Genomic DNA, 19,555 nt, shown 5'->3' on the forward strand with positions numbered 1-19,555 from the left:
TACGAAAAGGGAGGTAGGCCCCTTGTTGGACGTCAACAACTTTGAGTACATGAAGATCGGTCTGGCATCCCCGGAGAAGATCCGTTCGTGGTCGCACGGGGAAGTCAAGAAGCCGGAGACGATCAACTACCGGACCCTCAAACCGGAAAAAGAAGGCTTGTTCTGCGAAAAAATCTTCGGACCGACCCGTGACTGGGAATGCCATTGCGGCAAATACAAACGCGTGCGTTACAAGGGCGTCGTTTGTGACCGCTGCGGCGTAGAAGTCACCCGCGCGAAAGTCCGTCGGGAACGGATGGGCCACATCGAACTCGCGGCCCCCGTCTCTCACATTTGGTACTTCAAGGGCATCCCGAGCCGCATGGGCCTCGTGCTTGACATGAGCCCGCGCTCGCTCGAAGAAGTCATCTACTTTGCTTCCTACGTGGTCACCTCTCCGGGTGAAACCCCGCTGGAATACAAGCAACTGCTCTCCGAGAAGGAGTACCGCTCCTATCGCGAGAAGTACGGCTACGCGTTTGAAGCCGGCATGGGCGCTGAAGCGATCAAGAAACTCTTGCTCCAAGTTGAAGTCGAGAAAGAAGTCGTTCAACTGAAAGAAGAGCTCAAGACCGCGCAAGGCCAACGCCGCAACCGCGCCATCAAACGTCTGGAAGTAATGGAAGCGTTCCGTGCGTCCTCCAACGATCCGTCTTGGATGATTCTCGACGTGCTTCCGGTTATTCCGCCGGAACTGCGTCCGATGGTCCAACTCGACGGCGGCCGCTTTGCGACCTCCGACTTGAACGACCTGTACCGCCGTGTCATCAACCGGAACAACCGTCTGAAGCGCCTGCTCGACCTGGGCGCTCCGGACATCATCGTGCAAAACGAGAAACGCATGCTGCAAGAAGCAGTTGACGCTCTGATCGACAACGGCCGCCGCGGCCGTCCGGTCACCGGTCCTGGCAACCGTCCGCTGAAGTCCCTTTCGCATATGCTCAAGGGCAAGCAAGGACGTTTCCGTCAGAACTTGCTCGGGAAGCGCGTTGACTACTCCGGCCGTTCCGTTATCGTCGTCGGCCCGCACCTGCGCATGTACCAGTGCGGTCTGCCGAAAGAGATGGCGCTCGAGCTGTTCAAGCCGTTCGTTATGAAGGAACTCGTCGCCAAAGGCCTCGCGCACAACATCAAGTCCGCGAAGCGCAAAGTCGAACGCGTGTCCGCTGAAGTCTGGGACGTTCTCGAGGACGTCATCAAGGAACACCCGGTTCTGCTCAACCGTGCACCAACCCTTCACCGTCTGGGGATTCAGGCGTTCGAGCCGACCCTCGTCGAGGGCCGTGCCATCAAGTTGCACCCGCTCGTTTGTACGGCGTACAACGCGGACTTTGACGGCGACCAAATGGCTGTCCACGTTCCGCTGTCTGCCGAAGCACAAGCGGAAGCGCGTCTCTTGATGCTCGCAGCGCACAACATCCTCAACCCGAAGGACGGCAAGCCGGTCGTTACTCCGACGCAGGACATGGTCCTCGGTTCCTACTACCTGACGATGGATCGTCAAGGTATGCCTGGCGAAGGCCGCGTCTTCCGCTCCGCAAACGAAGCGATGATGGCGTATGACGAAAAGCAAGTCGGTCTGCATACCCGCATCCTCATTCCGGCGAAGGAAGTTCGCAAAGCGTCTTTCACCGAAGCACAGCAAAGTGCAATGTTGATCACCACTGTCGGCAAAATCATCTTCAACGAAATTTTCCCGGCAGATTTCCCGTTCATCACCCATTCGAAGAACGACAACCTGCTCAAAGGTCTGTCGGATGAATTCTTCGTTCACGAAAAAGGCGCCGACCTGCGTGCGGCAGTTGCCAAGATTCCGCCGCAAGAAGCGGTCACCAAGAAATTCCTCGGCTCGATCATCGGCGAGTGCTTCCGCATCTACGGCACGACCATGACCTCCGAGATCCTCGACAAGATCAAGCAGCTCGCGTTCAAATACTCGACGCGTGCCGGCATCACGATCTCCGTCGCGGACATCATCGTTCCGGAAGACAAGTACAGAATCCTCGACGAGGCGGAAGGCAAAGTCAACACCGTCACCCGCCAGTTCCGTCGCGGTCTGATCACCGACGACGAGCGCTACGACCGCGTCATTTCGATCTGGTCGAAAGCCAAGGACGAAATCACCAAAGTTCTGATGGACTCCTTGGACCGTTACAACCCGATTTACATGATGGCTCACTCCGGTGCGCGCGGTAACGTTTCGCAGATCACTCAGCTCGCAGGGATGCGCGGTTTGATGGCGAATCCGTCCGGTCGTATCATCGAGCTCCCGATCAAGTCGAACTTCCGCGAAGGCCTCACCGTCCTCGAGTACTTTATCTCGACCCACGGTGCCCGCAAAGGTCTTGCGGATACCGCTCTGCGTACCGCCGACTCCGGTTACCTCACCCGTCGTCTGGTTGACGTTGCCCAAGACGTCATCGTCCGCCAAGACGACTGCGGTACCGACAAAGGTCTGTACGCAGAAGAAATTCGCGACGGCAAGGAAGTCATCGAGGAACTGTTCGACCGCATCGTCGGCCGCGTGGCGTTCCAAAACGTCGTGCATCCGGAAACGGGCGAACTGATCGTCGGCTTGAACGAATTGATCGACGAACAAAAGGGCCGCGATATCATCTCGGCCGGCATCGAACGCGTACACATCCGCTCCGTCACGACCTGCCGCACCCAACACGGCGTTTGCATCAAGTGCTACGGCCGCAACTTGGCAACCGGCAACATGGTCGAAATCGGCGAAGCGGTCGGCATCATCGCGGCGCAGTCCATCGGTGAACCGGGTACTCAGCTGACCATGCGTACCTTCCACACCGGCGGCGTTGCCGGCGACGACATCACCCAAGGTTTGCCGCGTATCCAGGAGTTGTTCGAGGCCCGCAACCCGAAAGGCCAAGCGATCATCACCGAAATCGACGGCAAAGTCACCGAGATCCGCGAAGTCAAAGACAAGCGCGAAATCGAAGTGACAGGCGAAGCGGAAGTCAAAGTCTATCCGGTTCCGTACGGTTCCCGTATTCGCGTTCAAGTCGGTAAAGTGGTGGAAGCGGGCGACGAGTTGACCGAGGGTTCCATCGACCCGAAAGACATGCTGAAAGTCAAAGGCATCCACGGCGTGCAGATGTACCTGCTGCGTGAAGTGCAGCGCGTATACCGTCTGCAGGGCGTAGAGATCAACGACAAGCACGTCGAGGTCATGGTTCGTCAAATGCTCCGCAAAGTCCGCATCTCCGACGCCGGAGACACGGCTCTGCTGCCGGGCACCTATGTCGACACGTTTGAGTTTGAGACCGCGAACCTGCCTGTTCTCTTGGGCGGCGGTGAACCGGCCGTTGCGCGTCCTGCGCTCCTCGGGATCACCAAAGCGTCGCTGGAGACGGATTCCTTCCTGTCTGCGGCGTCCTTCCAAGAAACGACCCGCGTCCTCACCGAAGCCGCGATCAAGGGCAAGGTGGACCGCCTCCTGGGCCTCAAGGAGAACGTCATCATCGGGAAACTGGTGCCGGCAGGCACAGGTATGTCTCGTTACCGCAACATCAAGGTCGAAGACGGCACCGAACTGGAGGAGACGGTTGCAGAAGCAAATTCTGCTGCAGGCTCGACCGGTGATTTGGATTCCGTCGACCTCGAAACGGTTGAGACGATCGCCGATTAATTTGTTTTTTGTCACAAAATCGTCGTAGTTGACGGCGCTCTGTGTGTAGCAGAGCGCCTTCTCTACGGTTAAAATCATAGGGGTACGAGAATTTTTTTCGAAGATCCCGCATATAGAGTTGACTTACATTAGTTGAGGTGCTACAATCTCGTAGTGTGCCTAACAGTGACAGAGGTGTTCAATAGGAAGGATGGTACCGGAGTGCTAACCCGCATCCGAGAGGCCGGCCACGTTGCGGTGGGTCTTAACCAAACAACCAAAGCGATCGAGCAATCGACAGCCGTTGAGCTGTTCATCGCGCATGACGCCGACACGCGATTAACGTCGCGCGTCGCCCTGCTTGCTGACAAGCATCACGTTCCCATCACATGGGTTGAGACGATGAGAGAGCTGGGGATTGCATGCGGCATTGAAGTTGGCGCCGCCACCGCAGCCATCGTCGTACGATAGGTACTGGACACTGGGTGTCCCCCAGTTTGCCATTTACCTTTTTCATTTGCCGTCTAATGAGCCGCCGGGCTCTGTGGACTTGAAACTTTGAGAAGGAGGTGCAGTTTCATGCCGACAATTAACCAGTTGGTTCGCAAAGGCCGTAAGAGCATCGAGAAGAAATCGACCGCTCCGGCTCTGCAAAAAGGTTACAACAGCTTCATCAAGGAGCAAACCGATCTGCCGTCCCCGCAAAAACGTGGGGTCTGCACCCGTGTAGGTACCATGACGCCGAAGAAGCCGAACTCCGCGCTGCGTAAGTATGCCCGCGTTCGTCTGACCAACGGCATCGAGGTTACCGCGTACATCCCGGGTATCGGACACAACCTGCAAGAGCACAGCGTCGTTCTCGTTCGCGGCGGTCGTGTTAAGGACCTTCCGGGGGTGCGCTACCACATCGTTCGTGGCGCCCTCGACACCGCAGGCGTTAAAGACCGTATGCAATCTCGTTCCAAGTACGGCGCTAAGCGCCCGAAAGTGAAGAAGTAATCGAACGGCTTAGGCCGAAACAACCTACAGAACTCTTGAAAGGAGGCGAATTGCATGTCGCGTAAAGGTCCTGCTCCGCGCCGTGACGTTCTGCCGGATCCGATCTACGGGTCCAAGCTTGTCACCCGCCTGACCAATAAGCTCATGTACGATGGTAAGAAAGGCACCGCTCAAAACGCAGTTTACGGTGCATTTGATCGTATCCGTGAAAAAACCGGTAACGATCCGCTCGAAGTCTTCGAAACCGCTATGAAGAACATCATGCCGGTTCTCGAAGTTAAAGCTCGCCGCGTAGGGGGCGCGAACTACCAAGTTCCGATCGAAGTTCGTCCGGAACGCCGCACCACCCTCGGCATTCGCTGGCTCGTTGACTACTCCCGTAAGCGCAACGAGAAAACCATCGAAGAAAAGCTCGCGAACGAAATCATGGACGCAGCGAACAACGCTGGCGGCTCCGTGAAGCGTCGCGAAGATATGCACAAAATGGCGGAAGCGAACAAAGCGTTTGCTCACTACCGCTGGTAGGATTGGTACGTTGAAGCGCGTGGTCGGATGGATCTTCACGATCTGTCCGAGCGCCTTTCTATACCTAACATCACATAGCAAGAGAGGAGGATGTCAATCATGGCACGTCAGTTTCCGTTAGAAAAAACGAGAAACATTGGGATCATGGCGCATATCGACGCGGGTAAAACCACGACGACCGAGCGCGTTCTGTTCTACACCGGCCGCGTTCATAAGATCGGTGAAGTTCACGAAGGTGCAGCGACCATGGACTGGATGGTTCAAGAGCAAGAGCGTGGTATCACCATCACCTCTGCAGCGACCACCGCTCAATGGAATGGCCACCGAATCAACATCATCGACACGCCGGGTCACGTGGACTTCACCGTAGAGGTTGAACGTTCCCTGCGCGTTCTTGACGGTTCCGTAGGCGTCTTCTGTGCAAAGGGTGGCGTTGAACCGCAATCCGAAACCGTATGGCGCCAAGCGGACAAGTACAACGTTCCGCGTATCGCCTACGTCAACAAGATGGACATCATCGGTGCAGACTTCGAGCGTTGCGTATCCATGATGCGCGACCGCCTCAAAGCGAACGCTGTGCCGATTCAACTGCCGATCGGCGCAGAAGATCAATTCCTCGGTATGATCGACCTGGTCACCATGGAAGCGATCATCTACACCGACGACCTCGGCAAAACCTCGGAAAAGACCGAAATCCCGGCTGAGTACAAGGAAAAAGCTGAACAATGGCGTAACAACCTGGTTGAGGCTGTTGCTGAACTTGACGAAGAGCTGATGATGAAATATCTCGAAGGTGAAGAATTCACCGTAGAGGAAATCAAAGCAGCTCTGCGCAAAGGTGTTATTAACGTACAGATCATCCCGGTTATCTGCGGTTCTTCCTACAAGAACAAAGGCGTACAACCGATGCTGGATGCTGTCGTTGATTATATGCCGGCTCCGATCGACATCCCGGCAATCAAGGGTGTCACCGAAGACGGCGAAGAAACTGAACGCCCGTCCTCCGACGAAGAGCCGTTCGCAGCTCTGGCGTTCAAGATCATGACCGACCCGTTCGTCGGCAAACTTTCCTTCTTCCGCGTATACTCCGGCACGATCAACGCAGGTTCTTACGTCCTCAACTCGACCAAGAACAAGCGTGAGCGTATCGGCCGTATCGTTCAGATGCACGCAAACCACCGTGAAGAGATCCAAACCGTCTACTCCGGTGACATCGCGGCAGCTGTCGGTCTGAAGGACACCACCACCGGCGATACCCTGTGCGACGAGAAGAACATTGTTATCCTCGAGTCCATGGTGTTCCCGGAGCCGGTTATCGACCTCTCCCTCGAACCGAAGACCAAAGCGGACCAAGACAAACTCGGTATCGCTCTGTCCAAGCTTGCGGAGGAAGATCCGACTTTCCGCACCTACACCAACCATGAGACGGGTCAAACCATCATCTCCGGTATGGGTGAGCTTCACCTCGAAATCATCGTTGACCGTCTCCAACGCGAGTTCAAAGTTGAAACCAACGTTGGTAAGCCGCAAGTTGCTTACAAAGAGACGATCAAAAAGCACACCAAAATCGAAGGTAAATTTGTTCGCCAATCCGGTGGTAAGGGTCAATTCGGTCACGTTTGGCTCGAACTGGAACCGCTTGAGCGCGGCCAAGGTTACATCTTCGAGAACAAGGTTGTCGGCGGTGTTGTTCCGCGTGAATACATCCCGGCAGTCGACAATGGTGTACAAGAAGCGATGCAAAACGGTATCCTCGCAGGCTTCCCGTTGATCGACATGAAAGTAACCATCGTCGATGGTTCCTACCATGACGTCGACTCCTCCGAGATGGCGTTCAAAATCGCAGGTTCCATGGCCCTCAAGGCTGGTGCTCAGAAGGCTGACCCGGTCATCCTCGAGCCGATCATGAAGGTCGAAGTTATCGTTCCGGAAGAGTACATGGGCGACATCATGGGTGACATCAACTCCCGTCGCGGTCGCATCGAAGGTATGGAAGCACGCGCAGGCGCACAAGTCGTCCGCGGTTTCGTACCGCTCTCCGAAATGTTCGGTTACGCAACTTCCCTGCGTTCCCGTACCCAAGGCCGCGGCCAATACTCCATGGAGTTCTTCGCATTCGAAGAAGCGCCGAAGTCTATCTCGCAAGAAATTATCGCCAAATCCAAAGGCGAATAATTTATAACCCATCCGATAAGAGGAGTTGACCCACAGTGGCAAAAGCTAAGTTCGAACGTAACAAGCCGCACGTTAACATCGGTACCATCGGTCACGTCGACCATGGTAAAACCACTCTGACCGCAGCAATCACCACCGTTCTGGCAAAAACCGGCGGTGCACAAGCTATGGACTACGGTTCCATCGACAAAGCTCCGGAAGAGCGCGAACGCGGTATCACCATCAACACCGCTCACGTTGAATACGAAACCGACGCTCGTCACTACGCACACGTTGACTGCCCGGGACATGCCGACTACGTTAAAAACATGATCACCGGCGCAGCTCAAATGGACGGCGCGATCCTCGTCGTTTCCGCAGCTGACGGCCCGATGCCGCAAACCCGCGAGCACATCCTGCTCTCCCGCCAAGTAGGCGTTCCGTACATCGTTGTCTTCATGAACAAGTGCGACATGGTTGACGACGAAGAACTCCTCGAGCTGGTTGAAATGGAAATCCGTGACCTGCTCTCCGAGTACGAATTCCCGGGCGATGACATCCCGGTCATCAAAGGCTCCGCTCTGAAAGCTCTCGAAGGCGACGCTGCATGGGAAGGCAAAATCCATGAACTCATGGAAGCTGTTGACTCCTACATCCCGGAACCGACCCGCGAAACCGACAAGCCGTTCCTGATGCCGGTCGAGGACGTGTTCACCATCACCGGTCGTGGTACCGTTGCTACCGGCCGTGTAGAACGTGGCGCTCTGAAAGTCGGCGACGAAGTTGAAATCGTCGGCATCGCAGAAGAAACCCGCAAGACCGTTGCTACCGGTATCGAGATGTTCCGCAAACTTCTCGACTCCGCTCAAGCAGGCGACAACATCGGTGCTCTGCTCCGTGGTGTTGACCGCAAAGACATCGAGCGCGGCCAAGTACTCTGCAAGCCGGCTTCCATCAAGCCGCACACCGTCTTCAAAGCAGAAGTTTACGTTCTGACCAAAGAAGAGGGCGGCCGTCACACCCCGTTCTTCTCCAACTACCGTCCGCAATTCTACGTCCGCACCACCGACGTAACCGGCGTCGTTTCCCTGCCGGAAGGCGTTGAAATGGTTATGCCGGGCGACAACATCACCGTTGAAGTTGAGCTGATCGCTCCGATCGCTCTCGAAGACGGCACCCGCTTCGCAATCCGCGAAGGCGGCCGCACCGTTGGCGCAGGCGTTGTAGCTTCCATCATTAAGTAACTCAAACGAGTTGCTGCCAAAAAGAACGAACTCCTCGGAGTTCGTTCTTTTTTTATAGAGAAGTTTTTTATGTGGGGACGTTGACTTTTGGGCATTTGTCCTGTAGAATCATTGAAGTGTCCTACCGATGCCATGACAACGCGTTCGTGTGTTTCATAAATAGATACCTTCTACCAAGAAGTTCTATGCATAAAATCACGAAACACCAGGCTCTGGTGCTTGTGTTTTGGGAGGATAGGTAGTATACTTTCATATTGTGTGCTGGTGTTTTGACTGCGATGATGCAAGAGGTTGCTGAAGTGCCGGATTCGCCATATGCGGCACCGATCAGGTTAAATTCTTGCGGAGTATGTCCAAGTAAATGGGCGAAAAGGAGGGAATTCATATGGCAAAACAGAAAATCCGCATCCGTTTGAAAGCTTACGATCACAAAATCCTCGACACTTCTGCTGAGAAGATCGTAGACACCGCGAAGCGCTCTGGTGCTTCTGTATCGGGTCCGATCCCGCTTCCGACTGAGAAGCAGATCATCACGATCCTGCGTGCTCCGCACAAGTACAAGGACTCTCGTGAGCAATTCGAGATGCGTACGCACAAGCGTCTGATTGACATCGTCAATCCGACTCCGCAAACTGTGGACGCCCTTATGCGTCTGGACCTGCCGTCCGGCGTTGATATTGAAATCAAACTGTAAGTAATTTTTCGACCTCAGGGAGGTGTCACACATGAAAGGTATCTTGGGACGCAAACTCGGCATGACCCAAGTGTTTACCGAAGACGGCAACGTCGTTCCGGTAACGGTCATCGAAGCTGGCCCGAACGTTGTTCTTCAGAAGAAAGACCTGGCGAACGACGGTTACGAAGCGGTACAGCTCGGTTTTGCAGATAAGAAAAACGTGAACAAGCCGGAATCCGGCCACGCTGCGAAAGCAAACACCACGCCCAAGCGCTACGTTCGCGAACTGCGCGGTGTTGATCTCTCCGCTTACGAAGTCGGTCAGACGATCGCAGCTGATGTCTTTGCAGCTGGTGACGTAATCGACGTAACCGGTATTTCCAAAGGTAAGGGTTTTGCTGGTGCGATCAAGCGCCACAACCAATCCCGCGGCCCGATGGCTCACGGTTCCCGTTACCATCGTCGTCCGGGTTCCCTCGGTTCTATCAACCCGGGTCGTGTCTTCAAAGGCCAAACCTTGCCGGGCCAAATGGGTAACGTACGCATCACCGTACAAAACCTCGAAGTTGTGAAGGTTGATACCGAACGCAACTTGCTGCTCGTCAAAGGTTCCGTACCGGGTCCGAAGAACTCGTATGTAACCGTTAAGACCGCTGTGAAAAGCGGCAAATAAATACATTCCTTGAGGAAAGGAGGAGACCCCTCATGCCGAAAGTGGCTGTATACAACGTAACCGGCGCTCAAGTCGGTGACATTGAACTGTCCGAAACCATCTTCGGGATCAACCCGAACACTCATGTGCTTCACGAAGCAGTTATCATGCAACTCGCATCCCTGCGTCGCGGTACGCACGACGTTAAAGGTCGTTCCGAAGTTCGCGGCGGCGGTCGCAAGCCGTGGCGTCAAAAGGGTACTGGTCGTGCTCGTCAAGGCTCGATCCGTGCACCGCAATGGGTAGGTGGCGGTACCGTATTTGGTCCGACCCCGCGCTCCTACGCTTACAAACTTCCGAAGAAAGTCCGTCGTCTGGCTCTCAAATCTGCGCTCTCTTCCAAAGTGAACGCAAACGAGATCATCGTACTGGATGCTCTGAACCTGGAAGCTCCGAAAACCAAAGAAATGGTGAAGATCCTCTCCAACCTGAAAGTTGAGAAGAAGGCGCTGATCGTCTCCCTGGACGCCGATCAAAACCTCGCACTCTCCGCTCGCAACATCCCGGGCGTGAAAGTTGTCGACGCTGTCGGCATCAACGTTCTGGATCTGATCCATCACGACGCCCTCGTCATCACCAAGGACGCTGTGGCAAAAGTCGAGGAGGTGTTCGCATAATGTCTAAGAACCCGCGCGACATCATCAAGCGTCCGGTTATCACCGAGCGCACCACCGACCTGATGGAAGAGAACAAGTTCGCATTCGAGGTTGACCTCAAAGCGAACAAAACCGAAATCAAGAAAGCGATCGAAGAAATCTTCGGCGTAACCGTCGAGAAGGTTAACACCCTCCGCGTTCCGTCCAAGAAAAAGCGCGTTGGCCGTTTCGTAGGCCGTACTTCCGAGTGGAAAAAGGCGATCGTCACCCTTACCTCGGATTCCAAGCCGCTGAACTTCTTCGAAGGCGCTTAATCTAAGACCTTTTAGAAGGAGGGAAAACCATGGGTATCAAGAAGTATAAACCGACTTCGCCGGGTCGCCGCTTCATGTCGGTACTGACCTACGAAGAACTCACGACCGATAAACCGGAAAAATCCCTTCTCGAGCCGCTTCATTCCAAAGGTGGCCGAAACAACCAAGGGAGAACCACCGTTCGTCATCAAGGTGGCGGGCACAAGCGTAAGTACCGTGTAATCGACTTCAAGCGTAACAAAGATGGCATTCCGGGCCGCGTTGCTACTGTTGAATACGACCCGAACCGCACGTCCTTCATCGCGCTGATCAACTACGCGGACGGCGAGAAGCGTTACATCCTCGCTCCGGTAGGCCTGAAAGTTGGCGACACCATCCAGTCCGGCACCGACGTTGACATCAAAGTCGGTAACGCACTGCCGCTCGCAAACATTCCGGTTGGTACCATGATCCACAACATCGAACTGAAAGCTGGCAAGGGCGGTCAAATCGCTCGCGCTGCCGGTGCAGAAGCTCAGCTCCTCGCGAAAGAGGGCGAGTACTGCCACGTTCGTCTCGCTTCCGGCGAAGTTCGCCTCATCCGTTCCGAGTGCCGTGCGACCATCGGTCAAGTAGGCAACCTCGACCACGAACTCGTCAACCTCGGCAAAGCTGGCCGTAACCGTCATCGCGGTGTACGCCCGACCGTCCGCGGCGTTGTCATGAACCCGAACGATCACCCGCATGGTGGTGGTGAAGGTCGCGCTCCGATCGGTCGTAAATCCCCGATGTCTCCGTGGGGCAAACCGACCCTCGGCAAGAAAACCCGCAAGAAGAAGAAGGCTTCCGACAAGTTCATCGTACGCCGTCGCAAGAAGTAATCTCTCCATTGCATAAGGAAGGGAGGTTCCCCGCATGTCTCGTTCGCTTAAGAAAGGCCCGTTCGTGGACGATCACCTCATGAAAAAAGTTGAGGAGCAAAACGCTGCCGGCGACAAGAAGGTTATCAAGACCTGGTCCCGCCGTTCCACGATCTTCCCGCAATTCATCGGCCACACTTTCGCAGTGTACGATGGTCGCAAACACGTTCCGGTGTATGTCACCGAGGATATGGTCGGTCACAAGTTGGGTGAATTCGCTCCGACCCGTACCTACAAAGGTCACGGAGCTGACGAAAAAACGTCTCGCCGTTAGTTTTTATATGATCGGTAGAGAGGAGGTTATTACATGCAAGCGAAAGCAGTCGCTCGTTACGTGCGTATCGCACCGCGTAAAGTTCGCCTGGTCGTGGACCTGATCCGCGGCAAGAAAGCTTCGGAAGCACTCGCGATTCTGAAGTACACCCCGAAAGCTGCATCCCCGGTTGTTGAAAAGGTTCTGAACTCCGCTCTGGCGAACGCAGACCACAACTTCAACCTGGACCTCGAGAACCTGTACGTCACCGAAGTTTTCGTTGACCAAGGTCCGACCCTGAAGCGTTTCCGCCCGCGTGCTCAAGGCCGTGCGTTCCGTATCCACAAGCGCACCAGCCACATCACCGTGGTACTCGGCGAAAAAACCACCAAGTAATCAAGAAGGAGGGATAAAAGGATGGGACAAAAGGTTAATCCCGTAGGCCTTCGCGTGGGTATCATCCGCGATTGGGAATCCAAGTGGTTCGCAAACAAGAAGGAATACACCGAACTTTTGCATGAAGACATCAAAGTTCGCGAATACGTTCTGAACCGTCTGAAGGACGCTTCCGTTTCTTCCGTAGAAATCGAACGCGCAGCGAACCGCATCAACGTGAACATCCACACCGCGAAACCGGGCATGGTGATCGGCAAGGGCGGCGCTGAGGTTGATAACCTCCGCAACACGCTCTCTCAAATGACCGGCAAGCGCGTGCACATCAACATCTCCGAGATCAAGCATCCGGATCTCGACGCTGCACTGGTAGCGGTAAACATCGCTCAACAGCTTGAGCGCCGTATCGCATTCCGCCGTGCAATGAAACAATCGATCCAACGCACCATGCGTTCCGGTGCAAAAGGGATCAAAGTCCAAGTCTCCGGCCGTGTCGGTGGCGCTGAAATCGCTCGTACCGAAGGTTACTCCGAAGGTACCGTTCCGCTCCACACCCTCCGTGCAGACATCGACTACGCTACCGCAGAGGCACACACCACCTACGGCCGTATCGGCGTTAAAGTATGGATCTACCGTGGTGAAGTCCTGCCGACTCGCAGCGCTAAGAAAGAAGCTGCTGAAGAAGGAGGTAAGTAATCCATGTTGCTCCCGAAGCGCGTAAAACACCGTAAAGAACACCGTGGCACGATGGCTGGTCGCACCAAAGGCGGCGAATCCGTCTCCTTCGGCGAATACGGCTTGCAGGCTCTCGAACCGGCTTGGGTTACCAACCGCCAAATCGAAGCAGCTCGTATCGCGATGACCCGCTACATCCGTCGTGGCGGTAAAGTATGGATCAAGATCTTCCCGTCCAAACCGGTAACTGCAAAACCGGCTGAAACCCGTATGGGTGCTGGTAAAGGTTCCCCGGAGAAGTGGGTAGCGGTTGTTAAGCCGGGCCGCGTAATGTTCGAACTGGCTGGCGTCTCTGAAGAAATTGCTCGTGAGGCAATGCGCCTTGCAATGCACAAACTGCCGATCAAGTGCAAGTTTGTAAAACGTGAAGAAGTGGGTGGTGAGGCAGATGAAAGCTAATGACATCCGTAACTTGTCCACCGTCGAGATCGAAACGCAAGTGAACGAACTCAAGGATGAGCTTTTCAACCTGCGCTTCCAGCTGGCAACGGGTCAACTCGACAATCCGATGCGCATTCGTGAAGTGCGCAAAGATATCGCTCGTGCGAAGACGATCCTCCGCGAGCGTGAACTGGGCATCGGCTAAATCTCTGACTCTCAGTGGAAGGAAGGAGGATAAAGATGAGCGAACGCAACTACCGCAAAGTTCGTACTGGTAAAGTCGTTTCGGACAAGATGGACAAAACCATCGTTGTAGCAATCGAAGAGCAGAAGAAACATCCGCTCTACGGGAAGCTGGTCATCGTAACCAAGAAGTTCAAGGCTCACGATGAAAACAACACCGCGAAAATCGGCGATATCGTCAAGATCATGGAAACCCGCCCGCTGTCCAAAGACAAGCGCTGGCGCCTGGTTGAAGTTGTAGAGGAAGCTATCATCCTCTAATCGTATAGATCGGTTCCCAAGCTCAATCTGAAGGGAGGTACCAAACGTGATTCAACCGCAATCTCGTCTGGTCGTAGCAGACAACTCTGGCGCGAAGGAAATCATGTGCTTCCGCGTGCTCGGCGGTTCTAACCGTAAGAGCGCGAACATCGGTGACATCATCATCGCTTCGGTGAAAAGCGCAACGCCCGGAGGCGTTGTCAAGAAGGGTGACGTAGTAAAAGCTGTCATCGTTCGTTCGAAGTCCGGCGCTCGTCGCAAAGACGGCACCTACATCCGCTTCGACGAAAACGCAGCCGTCATCATCAAAGAAGACAAGTCCCCGCGCGGTACCCGTATCTTCGGTCCGGTCGCTCGCGAACTGCGTGACAAGGACTTCATGAAGATCCTGTCTCTCGCACCGGAAGTTCTCTAATAAGTGGTAACGAAAACACCTGAGGAGGTGTAGCAGCTCCATGGCAAAAGCAAAATTGCACGTGAAAAAAGGCGATAACGTCATCGTTCTTACGGGCAAGGACAAAGGCAAGAAGGGGACCATCCTCGAATCTTACCCGTCCGAAGGCCGCGTTCTGGTAGAAGGCGTGAACATTGTGAAGCGTCACACCAAACCGAACCAGGTCAACCCGCAAGGCGGCATCGTTGAGAAGGAAGCGCCGATTCACGCTTCCAACGTCGCGATTGTCGATCCGAAAACCGGCGGCGCAACCCGCATCGGCAAGAAGATCCTCGCAGACGGCACGAAAGTGCGTTACGCGAAAAAGTCCGGCGAATCCCTCGATAAGTAATCTCGCAAGAAAGGAGGAAAAACCTCGTGGCTCGTATGCAAGAGTTCTACAAAAATGAAGTTGTTCCGTCTCTGATGAACAAATTCGAATACAAGTCCGTGATGCAAGTTCCGAAGCTTGAGAAGATCGTAATCAACATGGGTCTCGGTGAAGCTGTCGCAAACGCGAAAGTACTCGACTCCGCTGTTGAAGACCTGCAGCTGATCTCCGGTCAAAAGCCGGTTATCACCAAGGCGAAGAAATCGATCGCAGGCTTCAAAATTCGTGAAGGCATGCCGATCGGTGCAAAAGTTACCCTCCGCGGTGACCGCATGTACCACTTCCTCGACAAGCTCTTCAACGTCGCACTCCCGCGCGTTCGTGACTTCCGCGGTATCTCTCCGAAAGCGTTCGACGGCCGTGGCAACTACACCCTCGGTCTGAAAGAACAGCTCATCTTCCCGGAAGTTGAGTACGACAAAATTGACAAAGTGCGCGGTATGGACATCGTGTTCGTTACCACCGCACAATCCGACGAAGAAGCACGTGAGTTCCTGCGTCTGATGGGCGCTCCGTTCCGTCAAGCCTAATTTCCGCAAACAAAGAACAGGAGGTATGGACATTGGCACGTAAAGCTATGGTTGTCAAGCAACAACGTACGCCCAAGTTCAGCACCCGCGCATACACTCGTTGCCGCGTGTGCGGTCGTCCGCACTCGGTTTTGCGGAAGTTCGGCATCTGCCGGATCTGCTTCCGCGAACTCGCTTACAAAGGCCAGTTGCCGGGCGTTAAGAAGGCAAGCTGGTAATCGATAGAAGGTAAGGGAAGGAGGTAATTCCACAATGGTTATGACTGACCCGATCGCTGATATGCTGACCCGTATCCGGAATGCGAACACTGTGGGCCACGAGAAAGTTGAGATCCCGGGTTCCAACCTGAAGAAAGCCATCGCAGAAATCCTCAAAGCTGAAGGTTTCATCCGCGACGCTGAATTCATTCCGGACAACAAGCAAGGCGTTATCCGCGTATTCCTCAAGTACGGTGCGAACCAAGAACGCGTTATCACCGGCCTGAAGCGCATCTCGAAACCGGGCCTGCGCGTATACGCGAAATCGACCGAAATTCCGCGCGTCCTGGGCGGCCTGGGGATCGCGATCCTCTCCACCTCGCAAGGCATCCTGACCGACAAAGACGCTCGCAAAGCTCAAGTCGGCGGCGAAGTTCTCGCATACGTTTGGTAATAAACTGTCTCAAAGAATGGAGGTGTAACTGTGTCTCGTATCGGTAGAAAAGTAATCGCACTCCCGGCTGGCGTTGAGTACACCAACAACGCCAACGTGATCACCGTCAAGGGCCCGAAAGGTACCCTGACCCGCGAATTCCATAAAGACATGATCATCAAGCAGGAAGAGGGCAGCCTCGTCGTAGAACGTCCGACCGACAACAAACTGCACCGTTCCCTGCACGGCACCACCCGTTCCGTTCTGAACAACATGGTCGAAGGCGTCACCAAGGGCTTCGAGAAAAACCTCGAACTCGTCGGCGTCGGGTACCGTGCTGCGAAGTCCGGCACCAAACTGACCCTCTCCCTCGGTTTCTCTCACCCGGTAGAGATCGAACCGGAAGCAGGCATCGAATTCGATGTTCCGGCTCAAACCAAGGTTGTTATCAAGGGCATCAACAAAGAACAAGTCGGCCAAGTGGCTGCGAAGATCCGCTCCCTGCGCGAACCGGAGCCGTACAAAGGCAAAGGTATCAAGTATGAGGGCGAAGTCATCCGCCGCAAAGTCGGTAAGACCGGTAAGAAGTAATAGACACCTGGCCTCTCATGCGATTCCTCTGCGGGTTGCATGAGTGCATGAAGGGAGTGAAACTCGATGATCACCAAAGGTGACAAGAATAAAGCTCGTAAGCGTCGTCACGTTCGCGTACGTCGCAAAGTTGCGGGTACCGCTCTTCGTCCGCGTCTGAACGTATTCCGTTCGACCAAGCACATCTACGCTCAACTGATCGACGATGCGACCGGCACCACCCTGGCTGCAGCTTCCACCGTTGACCCGGAACTGAAAGGTTCCATCGCTCACGGCGGCAACATCGACGCGGCTCAAAAAGTCGGCGCCCTCGTTGCGAAACGCGCTCTGGAAAAAGGCGTGAAGGAAGTTGTATTCGACCGCGGCGGTTACCTCTACCACGGCCGTATCCAAGCTCTGGCTGACGCAGCTCGCGAAGCTGGTCTTGAATTCTAATCTTTGTAAGAAGGAGGGAAAACTCAGTGCGTATCGATCCGAACTCTCTCGAACTGTCTGAAAAAGTCGTTGCGATTAACCGCGTAGCGAAAGTCGTTAAAGGCGGTCGTCGTTTCAGCTTCTCCGCGCTGGTCATCGTTGGCGATGGCAACGGCTACGTAGGCGCTGGTCTCGGCAAAGCTGCTGAGGTGCCGGACGCAATCCGCAAAGGCATCGACGATGCAAAGAAAAACCTCGTGTACGTACCGCTCGTAGGTACGACCGTTCCGCACCAAATCCTCGGCAAGTTCGGCGCAGGCGAAGTCCTGATCAAGCCGGCTAAAGAAGGTACTGGTGTTATCGCTGGCGGTCCGGCTCGTGCAGTTCTCGAGCTCGCAGGCGTCAAAGATATCGTTACCAAATCTCTCGGTTCTTCCAACTCCATGAACATGGTTCACGCAACCATCGACGGTCTGAAGCGCCTGAAGCGCCCGGAAGACGTTGCTAAGCTGCGTGGTAAGTCTCTGGAAGAAATCCTGGGCTAAGGAGGGGAAATTACAATGGCGAAATTGGAAATCACCCTCAAGAAGTCTCCGATCGGCCGCCCGGAAGATCAAAAGGTTACCGTTAAGACCCTGGGTCTGCGCAAGCTGAACCAAACCGTGGTCCACAACGATACCCCGCAGATCCGCGGCATGATCAACAAAGTCTCCCACCTCGTGGAAGCTAAAGAAATCGAAGCATAAGTACGTACTATAGAAAAAGGAGGTGCAACTCCATGAAACTGCATGAACTTTCCCCGGCTGCTGGCTCCAAGCACACCCGCAAGCGTCTCGGCCGTGGTATTGGTTCCGGTACCGGCAAAACCTCCGGTAAAGGTCACAAAGGTCAAAACGCTCGCTCCGGCGGCGGCGTTCGACTCGGTTTCGAAGGCGGTCAAACTCCTTTGTTCCGTCGTCTGCCGAAGCGTGGCTTCAACAACTCCGTGTTCGCTACCGAACTCGTAGAAGTGAACGTCTCCAAACTGAACAAGTTTGAAGCGGGCACTGTTGTGACCCCGGAATTGCTCAAAGAAGCTAAAATCGTCAAGTCTCTCAAAGACGGCGTGAAGATTCTGGGCAACGGCGACATCACCGTAGCTCTTACCGTTCAAGCGAATGGCTTCTCCAAGTCTGCTATCGAGAAGATCGAAGCAGCTGGCGGTAAGGCTGAGGTGATCTAATGTTCACGGCGATCTCGAACATCTGGAAAGTCTCTGATCTTCGCAACCGGATTCTCTTCACTCTGCTGATGATCTTGGTCTTCAGGATCGGGAGCTTTATCCCGGTCCCGAATGTAAACGCGAGTGTTCTGGCGAGCGCTTCGGCTGCCAGCAATCCACTGTTTGGGATGCTGAACACGTTCTCCGGGGGGGCCCTTCAGAACTACTCCATCTTCGCGATGAGTATCACCCCCTACATCACGGCATCGATCATCGTGCAACTTCTCGCGATGGGTGTTATCCCGAAGTTTGAGGAGTGGCAAAAAGAGGGGGAGGCTGGCCGTAAGAGATTGGCGCAGATCACCCGGTACGGTACGATTGTTCTCGGTTTGATCCAAGCTTTCGGTCTCACGGTAACGTTCAGCAGAACGGTCGCCGGACTACTGGTTGACACGAGCTGGACTTCGTACGCGCTGATCACGATCACGCTGACGGCGGGTACGGCTTTCTTGATGTGGCTCGGTGAGCAAATCACCGACAAAGGGATCGGCAACGGGATTTCGATCATCATCTTCGCCGGCATCATCGCACGAGTTGAGAGCGGTGCGCGCCAAATCTATGCAGGCTGGTTTACCAGCGATGCACCGATTGGCATGTCTATCGTCAAACTCGCTTTGCTGATTGTCGGCGTCGTGCTGATCATCGCAGCGATTGTGTTTATCTACCAAGGCGTTCGCCGAGTTCCGGTTCAATACGCCAAGCGCGTAGTCGGCCGGAAACAGTACGGTGGCCAATCGACGCACATCCCGCTTAAAGTTAATGCTTCCGGGGTTATTCCGGTCATCTTCGCTTCTTCGCTCCTGACGTTCCCGATGACGATCGCGCAGTTCCTGCCGGCGAACACGGTGACGAATTGGATCAAAGCGAATTTGGGCGCGGGTCATCCCTTGTATGTATCGCTCGAAGTACTTTTGATCATCTTCTTCACATACTTCTACACGTTCGTGCAGATCAATCCGCAACAACTTGCAGACGGTATGAAGAAGAACGGCGGTTTCATACCGGGCATTCGCCCAGGGAAACCGACGGAGATGTTTATCACTCGGGTCATGAACCGCATCACGCTCGCAGGCGCGATTTACCTCGCTGCGATTGCGGCGTTGCCGGTTATTTTCATGAATGTATCCGGATTGAATATGTATTTCGGCGGCACAGGTCTTCTGATCGTGGTCGGGGTTGCGCTGGACACGATGAAACAAGTCGAGAGCCAGCTCCTGCAACGCCACTACAAAGGTTTTATCCGGAACAGATAA

General features: G+C 54.6%; 28 protein-coding genes. All 28 read left to right on the forward strand.

Annotated elements, in window-relative coordinates; all coding sequences use genetic code 11:
* Positions 1-22 precede the first annotated feature (22 nt).
* The 28 genes from rpoC (at position 23) to secY (ending at position 19,555) form a co-directional block, all read left to right on the forward strand.
* On the forward strand, positions 23-3,688 hold the full coding sequence (rpoC, locus tag EL26_RS18185) for a DNA-directed RNA polymerase subunit beta' (protein ID WP_038092239.1): 3,666 nt from the start codon (positions 23-25) through the stop codon (positions 3,686-3,688).
* Between the two features lie 201 nt (positions 3,689-3,889).
* Positions 3,890-4,138, forward strand: coding sequence for a ribosomal L7Ae/L30e/S12e/Gadd45 family protein (locus EL26_RS18190; RefSeq protein WP_038092242.1), 249 nt, complete (start codon positions 3,890-3,892; stop codon positions 4,136-4,138).
* A gap of 108 nt (positions 4,139-4,246) precedes the next feature.
* Positions 4,247-4,666: a 30S ribosomal protein S12 gene (gene rpsL / locus EL26_RS18195; protein ID WP_038092245.1), complete on the forward strand. Its 420-nt coding sequence runs from the start codon at positions 4,247-4,249 to the stop codon at positions 4,664-4,666.
* 54 nt (positions 4,667-4,720) lie between these two features.
* Positions 4,721-5,191 (forward strand): 30S ribosomal protein S7, encoded by a 471-nt coding sequence (gene rpsG, locus EL26_RS18200; protein WP_038092248.1) that lies wholly within the window; start codon positions 4,721-4,723, stop codon positions 5,189-5,191.
* 99 nt (positions 5,192-5,290) lie between these two features.
* Entirely contained in the window at positions 5,291-7,366 is a 2,076-nt protein-coding gene (gene fusA, locus EL26_RS18205) for an elongation factor G (RefSeq protein WP_038092251.1), read from the forward strand.
* 35 nt (positions 7,367-7,401) lie between these two features.
* The gene (gene tuf / locus EL26_RS18210; protein ID WP_038092255.1) at positions 7,402-8,589 is read left to right on the forward strand and encodes an elongation factor Tu; all 1,188 of its coding nucleotides are present in this window, start codon (positions 7,402-7,404) and stop codon (positions 8,587-8,589) included.
* A gap of 385 nt (positions 8,590-8,974) precedes the next feature.
* Positions 8,975-9,283, forward strand: a complete 309-nt coding sequence (gene rpsJ / locus EL26_RS18215; protein WP_038092258.1) for a 30S ribosomal protein S10 — start codon at positions 8,975-8,977, stop codon at positions 9,281-9,283.
* A gap of 31 nt (positions 9,284-9,314) precedes the next feature.
* Positions 9,315-9,938 carry a 50S ribosomal protein L3 gene (gene rplC / locus EL26_RS18220; protein WP_038092262.1) on the forward strand — a complete coding sequence of 208 codons (624 nt, stop codon included), beginning with the start codon at positions 9,315-9,317 and terminating at the stop codon, positions 9,936-9,938.
* 32 nt (positions 9,939-9,970) lie between these two features.
* Positions 9,971-10,594 carry a 50S ribosomal protein L4 gene (gene rplD, locus EL26_RS18225; RefSeq protein WP_038092265.1) on the forward strand — a complete coding sequence of 208 codons (624 nt, stop codon included), beginning with the start codon at positions 9,971-9,973 and terminating at the stop codon, positions 10,592-10,594.
* On the forward strand, positions 10,594-10,887 hold the full coding sequence (gene rplW, locus EL26_RS18230; protein WP_038092267.1) for a 50S ribosomal protein L23: 294 nt from the start codon (positions 10,594-10,596) through the stop codon (positions 10,885-10,887). The genes rplD and rplW overlap by 1 nt, the downstream gene beginning before the upstream one ends.
* 29 nt (positions 10,888-10,916) lie before the next feature.
* Positions 10,917-11,747 carry a 50S ribosomal protein L2 gene (rplB, locus tag EL26_RS18235; protein WP_038092270.1) on the forward strand — a complete coding sequence of 277 codons (831 nt, stop codon included), beginning with the start codon at positions 10,917-10,919 and terminating at the stop codon, positions 11,745-11,747.
* A 34-nt stretch (positions 11,748-11,781) separates the two neighbouring features.
* On the forward strand, positions 11,782-12,060 hold the full coding sequence (rpsS, locus tag EL26_RS18240; protein ID WP_038092273.1) for a 30S ribosomal protein S19: 279 nt from the start codon (positions 11,782-11,784) through the stop codon (positions 12,058-12,060).
* A 33-nt stretch (positions 12,061-12,093) separates the two neighbouring features.
* Complete coding sequence (gene rplV / locus EL26_RS18245; protein WP_038092276.1) at positions 12,094-12,435, forward strand: 50S ribosomal protein L22; 342 nt, start codon at positions 12,094-12,096, stop codon at positions 12,433-12,435.
* Between the two features lie 21 nt (positions 12,436-12,456).
* Entirely contained in the window at positions 12,457-13,128 is a 672-nt protein-coding gene (rpsC, locus tag EL26_RS18250) for a 30S ribosomal protein S3 (RefSeq protein WP_038092280.1), read from the forward strand.
* Between the two features lie 3 nt (positions 13,129-13,131).
* Complete coding sequence (gene rplP / locus EL26_RS18255; RefSeq protein WP_038092284.1) at positions 13,132-13,566, forward strand: 50S ribosomal protein L16; 435 nt, start codon at positions 13,132-13,134, stop codon at positions 13,564-13,566.
* On the forward strand, positions 13,556-13,753 hold the full coding sequence (rpmC, locus tag EL26_RS18260) for a 50S ribosomal protein L29 (RefSeq protein ID WP_038092287.1): 198 nt from the start codon (positions 13,556-13,558) through the stop codon (positions 13,751-13,753). The genes rplP and rpmC overlap by 11 nt, the downstream gene beginning before the upstream one ends.
* 35 nt (positions 13,754-13,788) lie before the next feature.
* Positions 13,789-14,052, forward strand: coding sequence for a 30S ribosomal protein S17 (rpsQ, locus tag EL26_RS18265; protein WP_038092289.1), 264 nt, complete (start codon positions 13,789-13,791; stop codon positions 14,050-14,052).
* 46 nt (positions 14,053-14,098) lie between these two features.
* Complete coding sequence (gene rplN / locus EL26_RS18270; RefSeq protein WP_038092292.1) at positions 14,099-14,467, forward strand: 50S ribosomal protein L14; 369 nt, start codon at positions 14,099-14,101, stop codon at positions 14,465-14,467.
* 40 nt (positions 14,468-14,507) lie between these two features.
* On the forward strand, positions 14,508-14,837 hold the full coding sequence (gene rplX, locus EL26_RS18275) for a 50S ribosomal protein L24 (RefSeq protein WP_081857322.1): 330 nt from the start codon (positions 14,508-14,510) through the stop codon (positions 14,835-14,837).
* 35 nt (positions 14,838-14,872) lie between these two features.
* On the forward strand, positions 14,873-15,406 hold the full coding sequence (rplE, locus tag EL26_RS18280) for a 50S ribosomal protein L5 (RefSeq protein WP_052036547.1): 534 nt from the start codon (positions 14,873-14,875) through the stop codon (positions 15,404-15,406).
* A gap of 32 nt (positions 15,407-15,438) precedes the next feature.
* Positions 15,439-15,624 (forward strand): type Z 30S ribosomal protein S14, encoded by a 186-nt coding sequence (locus EL26_RS18285; protein ID WP_038092297.1) that lies wholly within the window; start codon positions 15,439-15,441, stop codon positions 15,622-15,624.
* 34 nt (positions 15,625-15,658) lie between these two features.
* Positions 15,659-16,057 carry a 30S ribosomal protein S8 gene (rpsH, locus tag EL26_RS18290; protein ID WP_038092299.1) on the forward strand — a complete coding sequence of 133 codons (399 nt, stop codon included), beginning with the start codon at positions 15,659-15,661 and terminating at the stop codon, positions 16,055-16,057.
* Between the two features lie 30 nt (positions 16,058-16,087).
* Positions 16,088-16,627 carry a 50S ribosomal protein L6 gene (gene rplF / locus EL26_RS18295; RefSeq protein ID WP_038092302.1) on the forward strand — a complete coding sequence of 180 codons (540 nt, stop codon included), beginning with the start codon at positions 16,088-16,090 and terminating at the stop codon, positions 16,625-16,627.
* Between the two features lie 66 nt (positions 16,628-16,693).
* The gene (rplR, locus tag EL26_RS18300) at positions 16,694-17,062 is read left to right on the forward strand and encodes a 50S ribosomal protein L18 (protein ID WP_038092305.1); all 369 of its coding nucleotides are present in this window, start codon (positions 16,694-16,696) and stop codon (positions 17,060-17,062) included.
* Positions 17,063-17,088: 26 nt separating this feature from the next.
* Positions 17,089-17,586 carry a 30S ribosomal protein S5 gene (gene rpsE, locus EL26_RS18305; protein ID WP_038092308.1) on the forward strand — a complete coding sequence of 166 codons (498 nt, stop codon included), beginning with the start codon at positions 17,089-17,091 and terminating at the stop codon, positions 17,584-17,586.
* Between the two features lie 15 nt (positions 17,587-17,601).
* A complete protein-coding gene (rpmD, locus tag EL26_RS18310) occupies positions 17,602-17,787 on the forward strand; it encodes a 50S ribosomal protein L30 (protein WP_038092311.1) in 186 nt (61 codons plus the stop codon).
* Between the two features lie 32 nt (positions 17,788-17,819).
* The gene (rplO, locus tag EL26_RS18315; protein WP_038092314.1) at positions 17,820-18,263 is read left to right on the forward strand and encodes a 50S ribosomal protein L15; all 444 of its coding nucleotides are present in this window, start codon (positions 17,820-17,822) and stop codon (positions 18,261-18,263) included.
* On the forward strand, positions 18,263-19,555 hold the full coding sequence (gene secY, locus EL26_RS18320; RefSeq protein WP_038092317.1) for a preprotein translocase subunit SecY: 1,293 nt from the start codon (positions 18,263-18,265) through the stop codon (positions 19,553-19,555). The genes rplO and secY overlap by 1 nt, the downstream gene beginning before the upstream one ends.

The organism is Tumebacillus flagellatus, assembly GCF_000714935.1.
Lineage (GTDB): Bacteria > Bacillota > Bacilli > Tumebacillales > Tumebacillaceae > Tumebacillus > Tumebacillus flagellatus.

Excerpts from the sequence above, each read along its gene's own strand:
- rpsL (WP_038092245.1), top strand. The coding sequence starts at position 4,247 with ATGCCGACAATTAACCAGTTGGTTCGCAAAGGCCGTAAGAGCATCGAG.
- rpsG (WP_038092248.1), top strand. The coding sequence starts at position 4,721 with ATGTCGCGTAAAGGTCCTGCTCCGCGCCGTGACGTTCTGCCGGATCCG.
- fusA (WP_038092251.1), top strand. The coding sequence starts at position 5,291 with ATGGCACGTCAGTTTCCGTTAGAAAAAACGAGAAACATTGGGATCATG.
- rpsJ (WP_038092258.1), top strand. The coding sequence starts at position 8,975 with ATGGCAAAACAGAAAATCCGCATCCGTTTGAAAGCTTACGATCACAAA.
- rplC (WP_038092262.1), top strand. The coding sequence starts at position 9,315 with ATGAAAGGTATCTTGGGACGCAAACTCGGCATGACCCAAGTGTTTACC.
- rplD (WP_038092265.1), top strand. The coding sequence starts at position 9,971 with ATGCCGAAAGTGGCTGTATACAACGTAACCGGCGCTCAAGTCGGTGAC.
- rplW (WP_038092267.1), top strand. The coding sequence starts at position 10,594 with ATGTCTAAGAACCCGCGCGACATCATCAAGCGTCCGGTTATCACCGAG.
- rplB (WP_038092270.1), top strand. The coding sequence starts at position 10,917 with ATGGGTATCAAGAAGTATAAACCGACTTCGCCGGGTCGCCGCTTCATG.
- rpsS (WP_038092273.1), top strand. The coding sequence starts at position 11,782 with ATGTCTCGTTCGCTTAAGAAAGGCCCGTTCGTGGACGATCACCTCATG.
- rplV (WP_038092276.1), top strand. The coding sequence starts at position 12,094 with ATGCAAGCGAAAGCAGTCGCTCGTTACGTGCGTATCGCACCGCGTAAA.
- rpsC (WP_038092280.1), top strand. The coding sequence starts at position 12,457 with ATGGGACAAAAGGTTAATCCCGTAGGCCTTCGCGTGGGTATCATCCGC.
- rplP (WP_038092284.1), top strand. The coding sequence starts at position 13,132 with ATGTTGCTCCCGAAGCGCGTAAAACACCGTAAAGAACACCGTGGCACG.
- rpmC (WP_038092287.1), top strand. The coding sequence starts at position 13,556 with ATGAAAGCTAATGACATCCGTAACTTGTCCACCGTCGAGATCGAAACG.
- rpsQ (WP_038092289.1), top strand. The coding sequence starts at position 13,789 with ATGAGCGAACGCAACTACCGCAAAGTTCGTACTGGTAAAGTCGTTTCG.
- rplX (WP_081857322.1), top strand. The coding sequence starts at position 14,508 with ATGGCAAAAGCAAAATTGCACGTGAAAAAAGGCGATAACGTCATCGTT.
- rplE (WP_052036547.1), top strand. The coding sequence starts at position 14,873 with ATGCAAGAGTTCTACAAAAATGAAGTTGTTCCGTCTCTGATGAACAAA.
- rpsH (WP_038092299.1), top strand. The coding sequence starts at position 15,659 with ATGGTTATGACTGACCCGATCGCTGATATGCTGACCCGTATCCGGAAT.
- rplR (WP_038092305.1), top strand. The coding sequence starts at position 16,694 with ATGATCACCAAAGGTGACAAGAATAAAGCTCGTAAGCGTCGTCACGTT.
- rpmD (WP_038092311.1), top strand. The coding sequence starts at position 17,602 with ATGGCGAAATTGGAAATCACCCTCAAGAAGTCTCCGATCGGCCGCCCG.
- rplO (WP_038092314.1), top strand. The coding sequence starts at position 17,820 with ATGAAACTGCATGAACTTTCCCCGGCTGCTGGCTCCAAGCACACCCGC.
- secY (WP_038092317.1), top strand. The coding sequence starts at position 18,263 with ATGTTCACGGCGATCTCGAACATCTGGAAAGTCTCTGATCTTCGCAAC.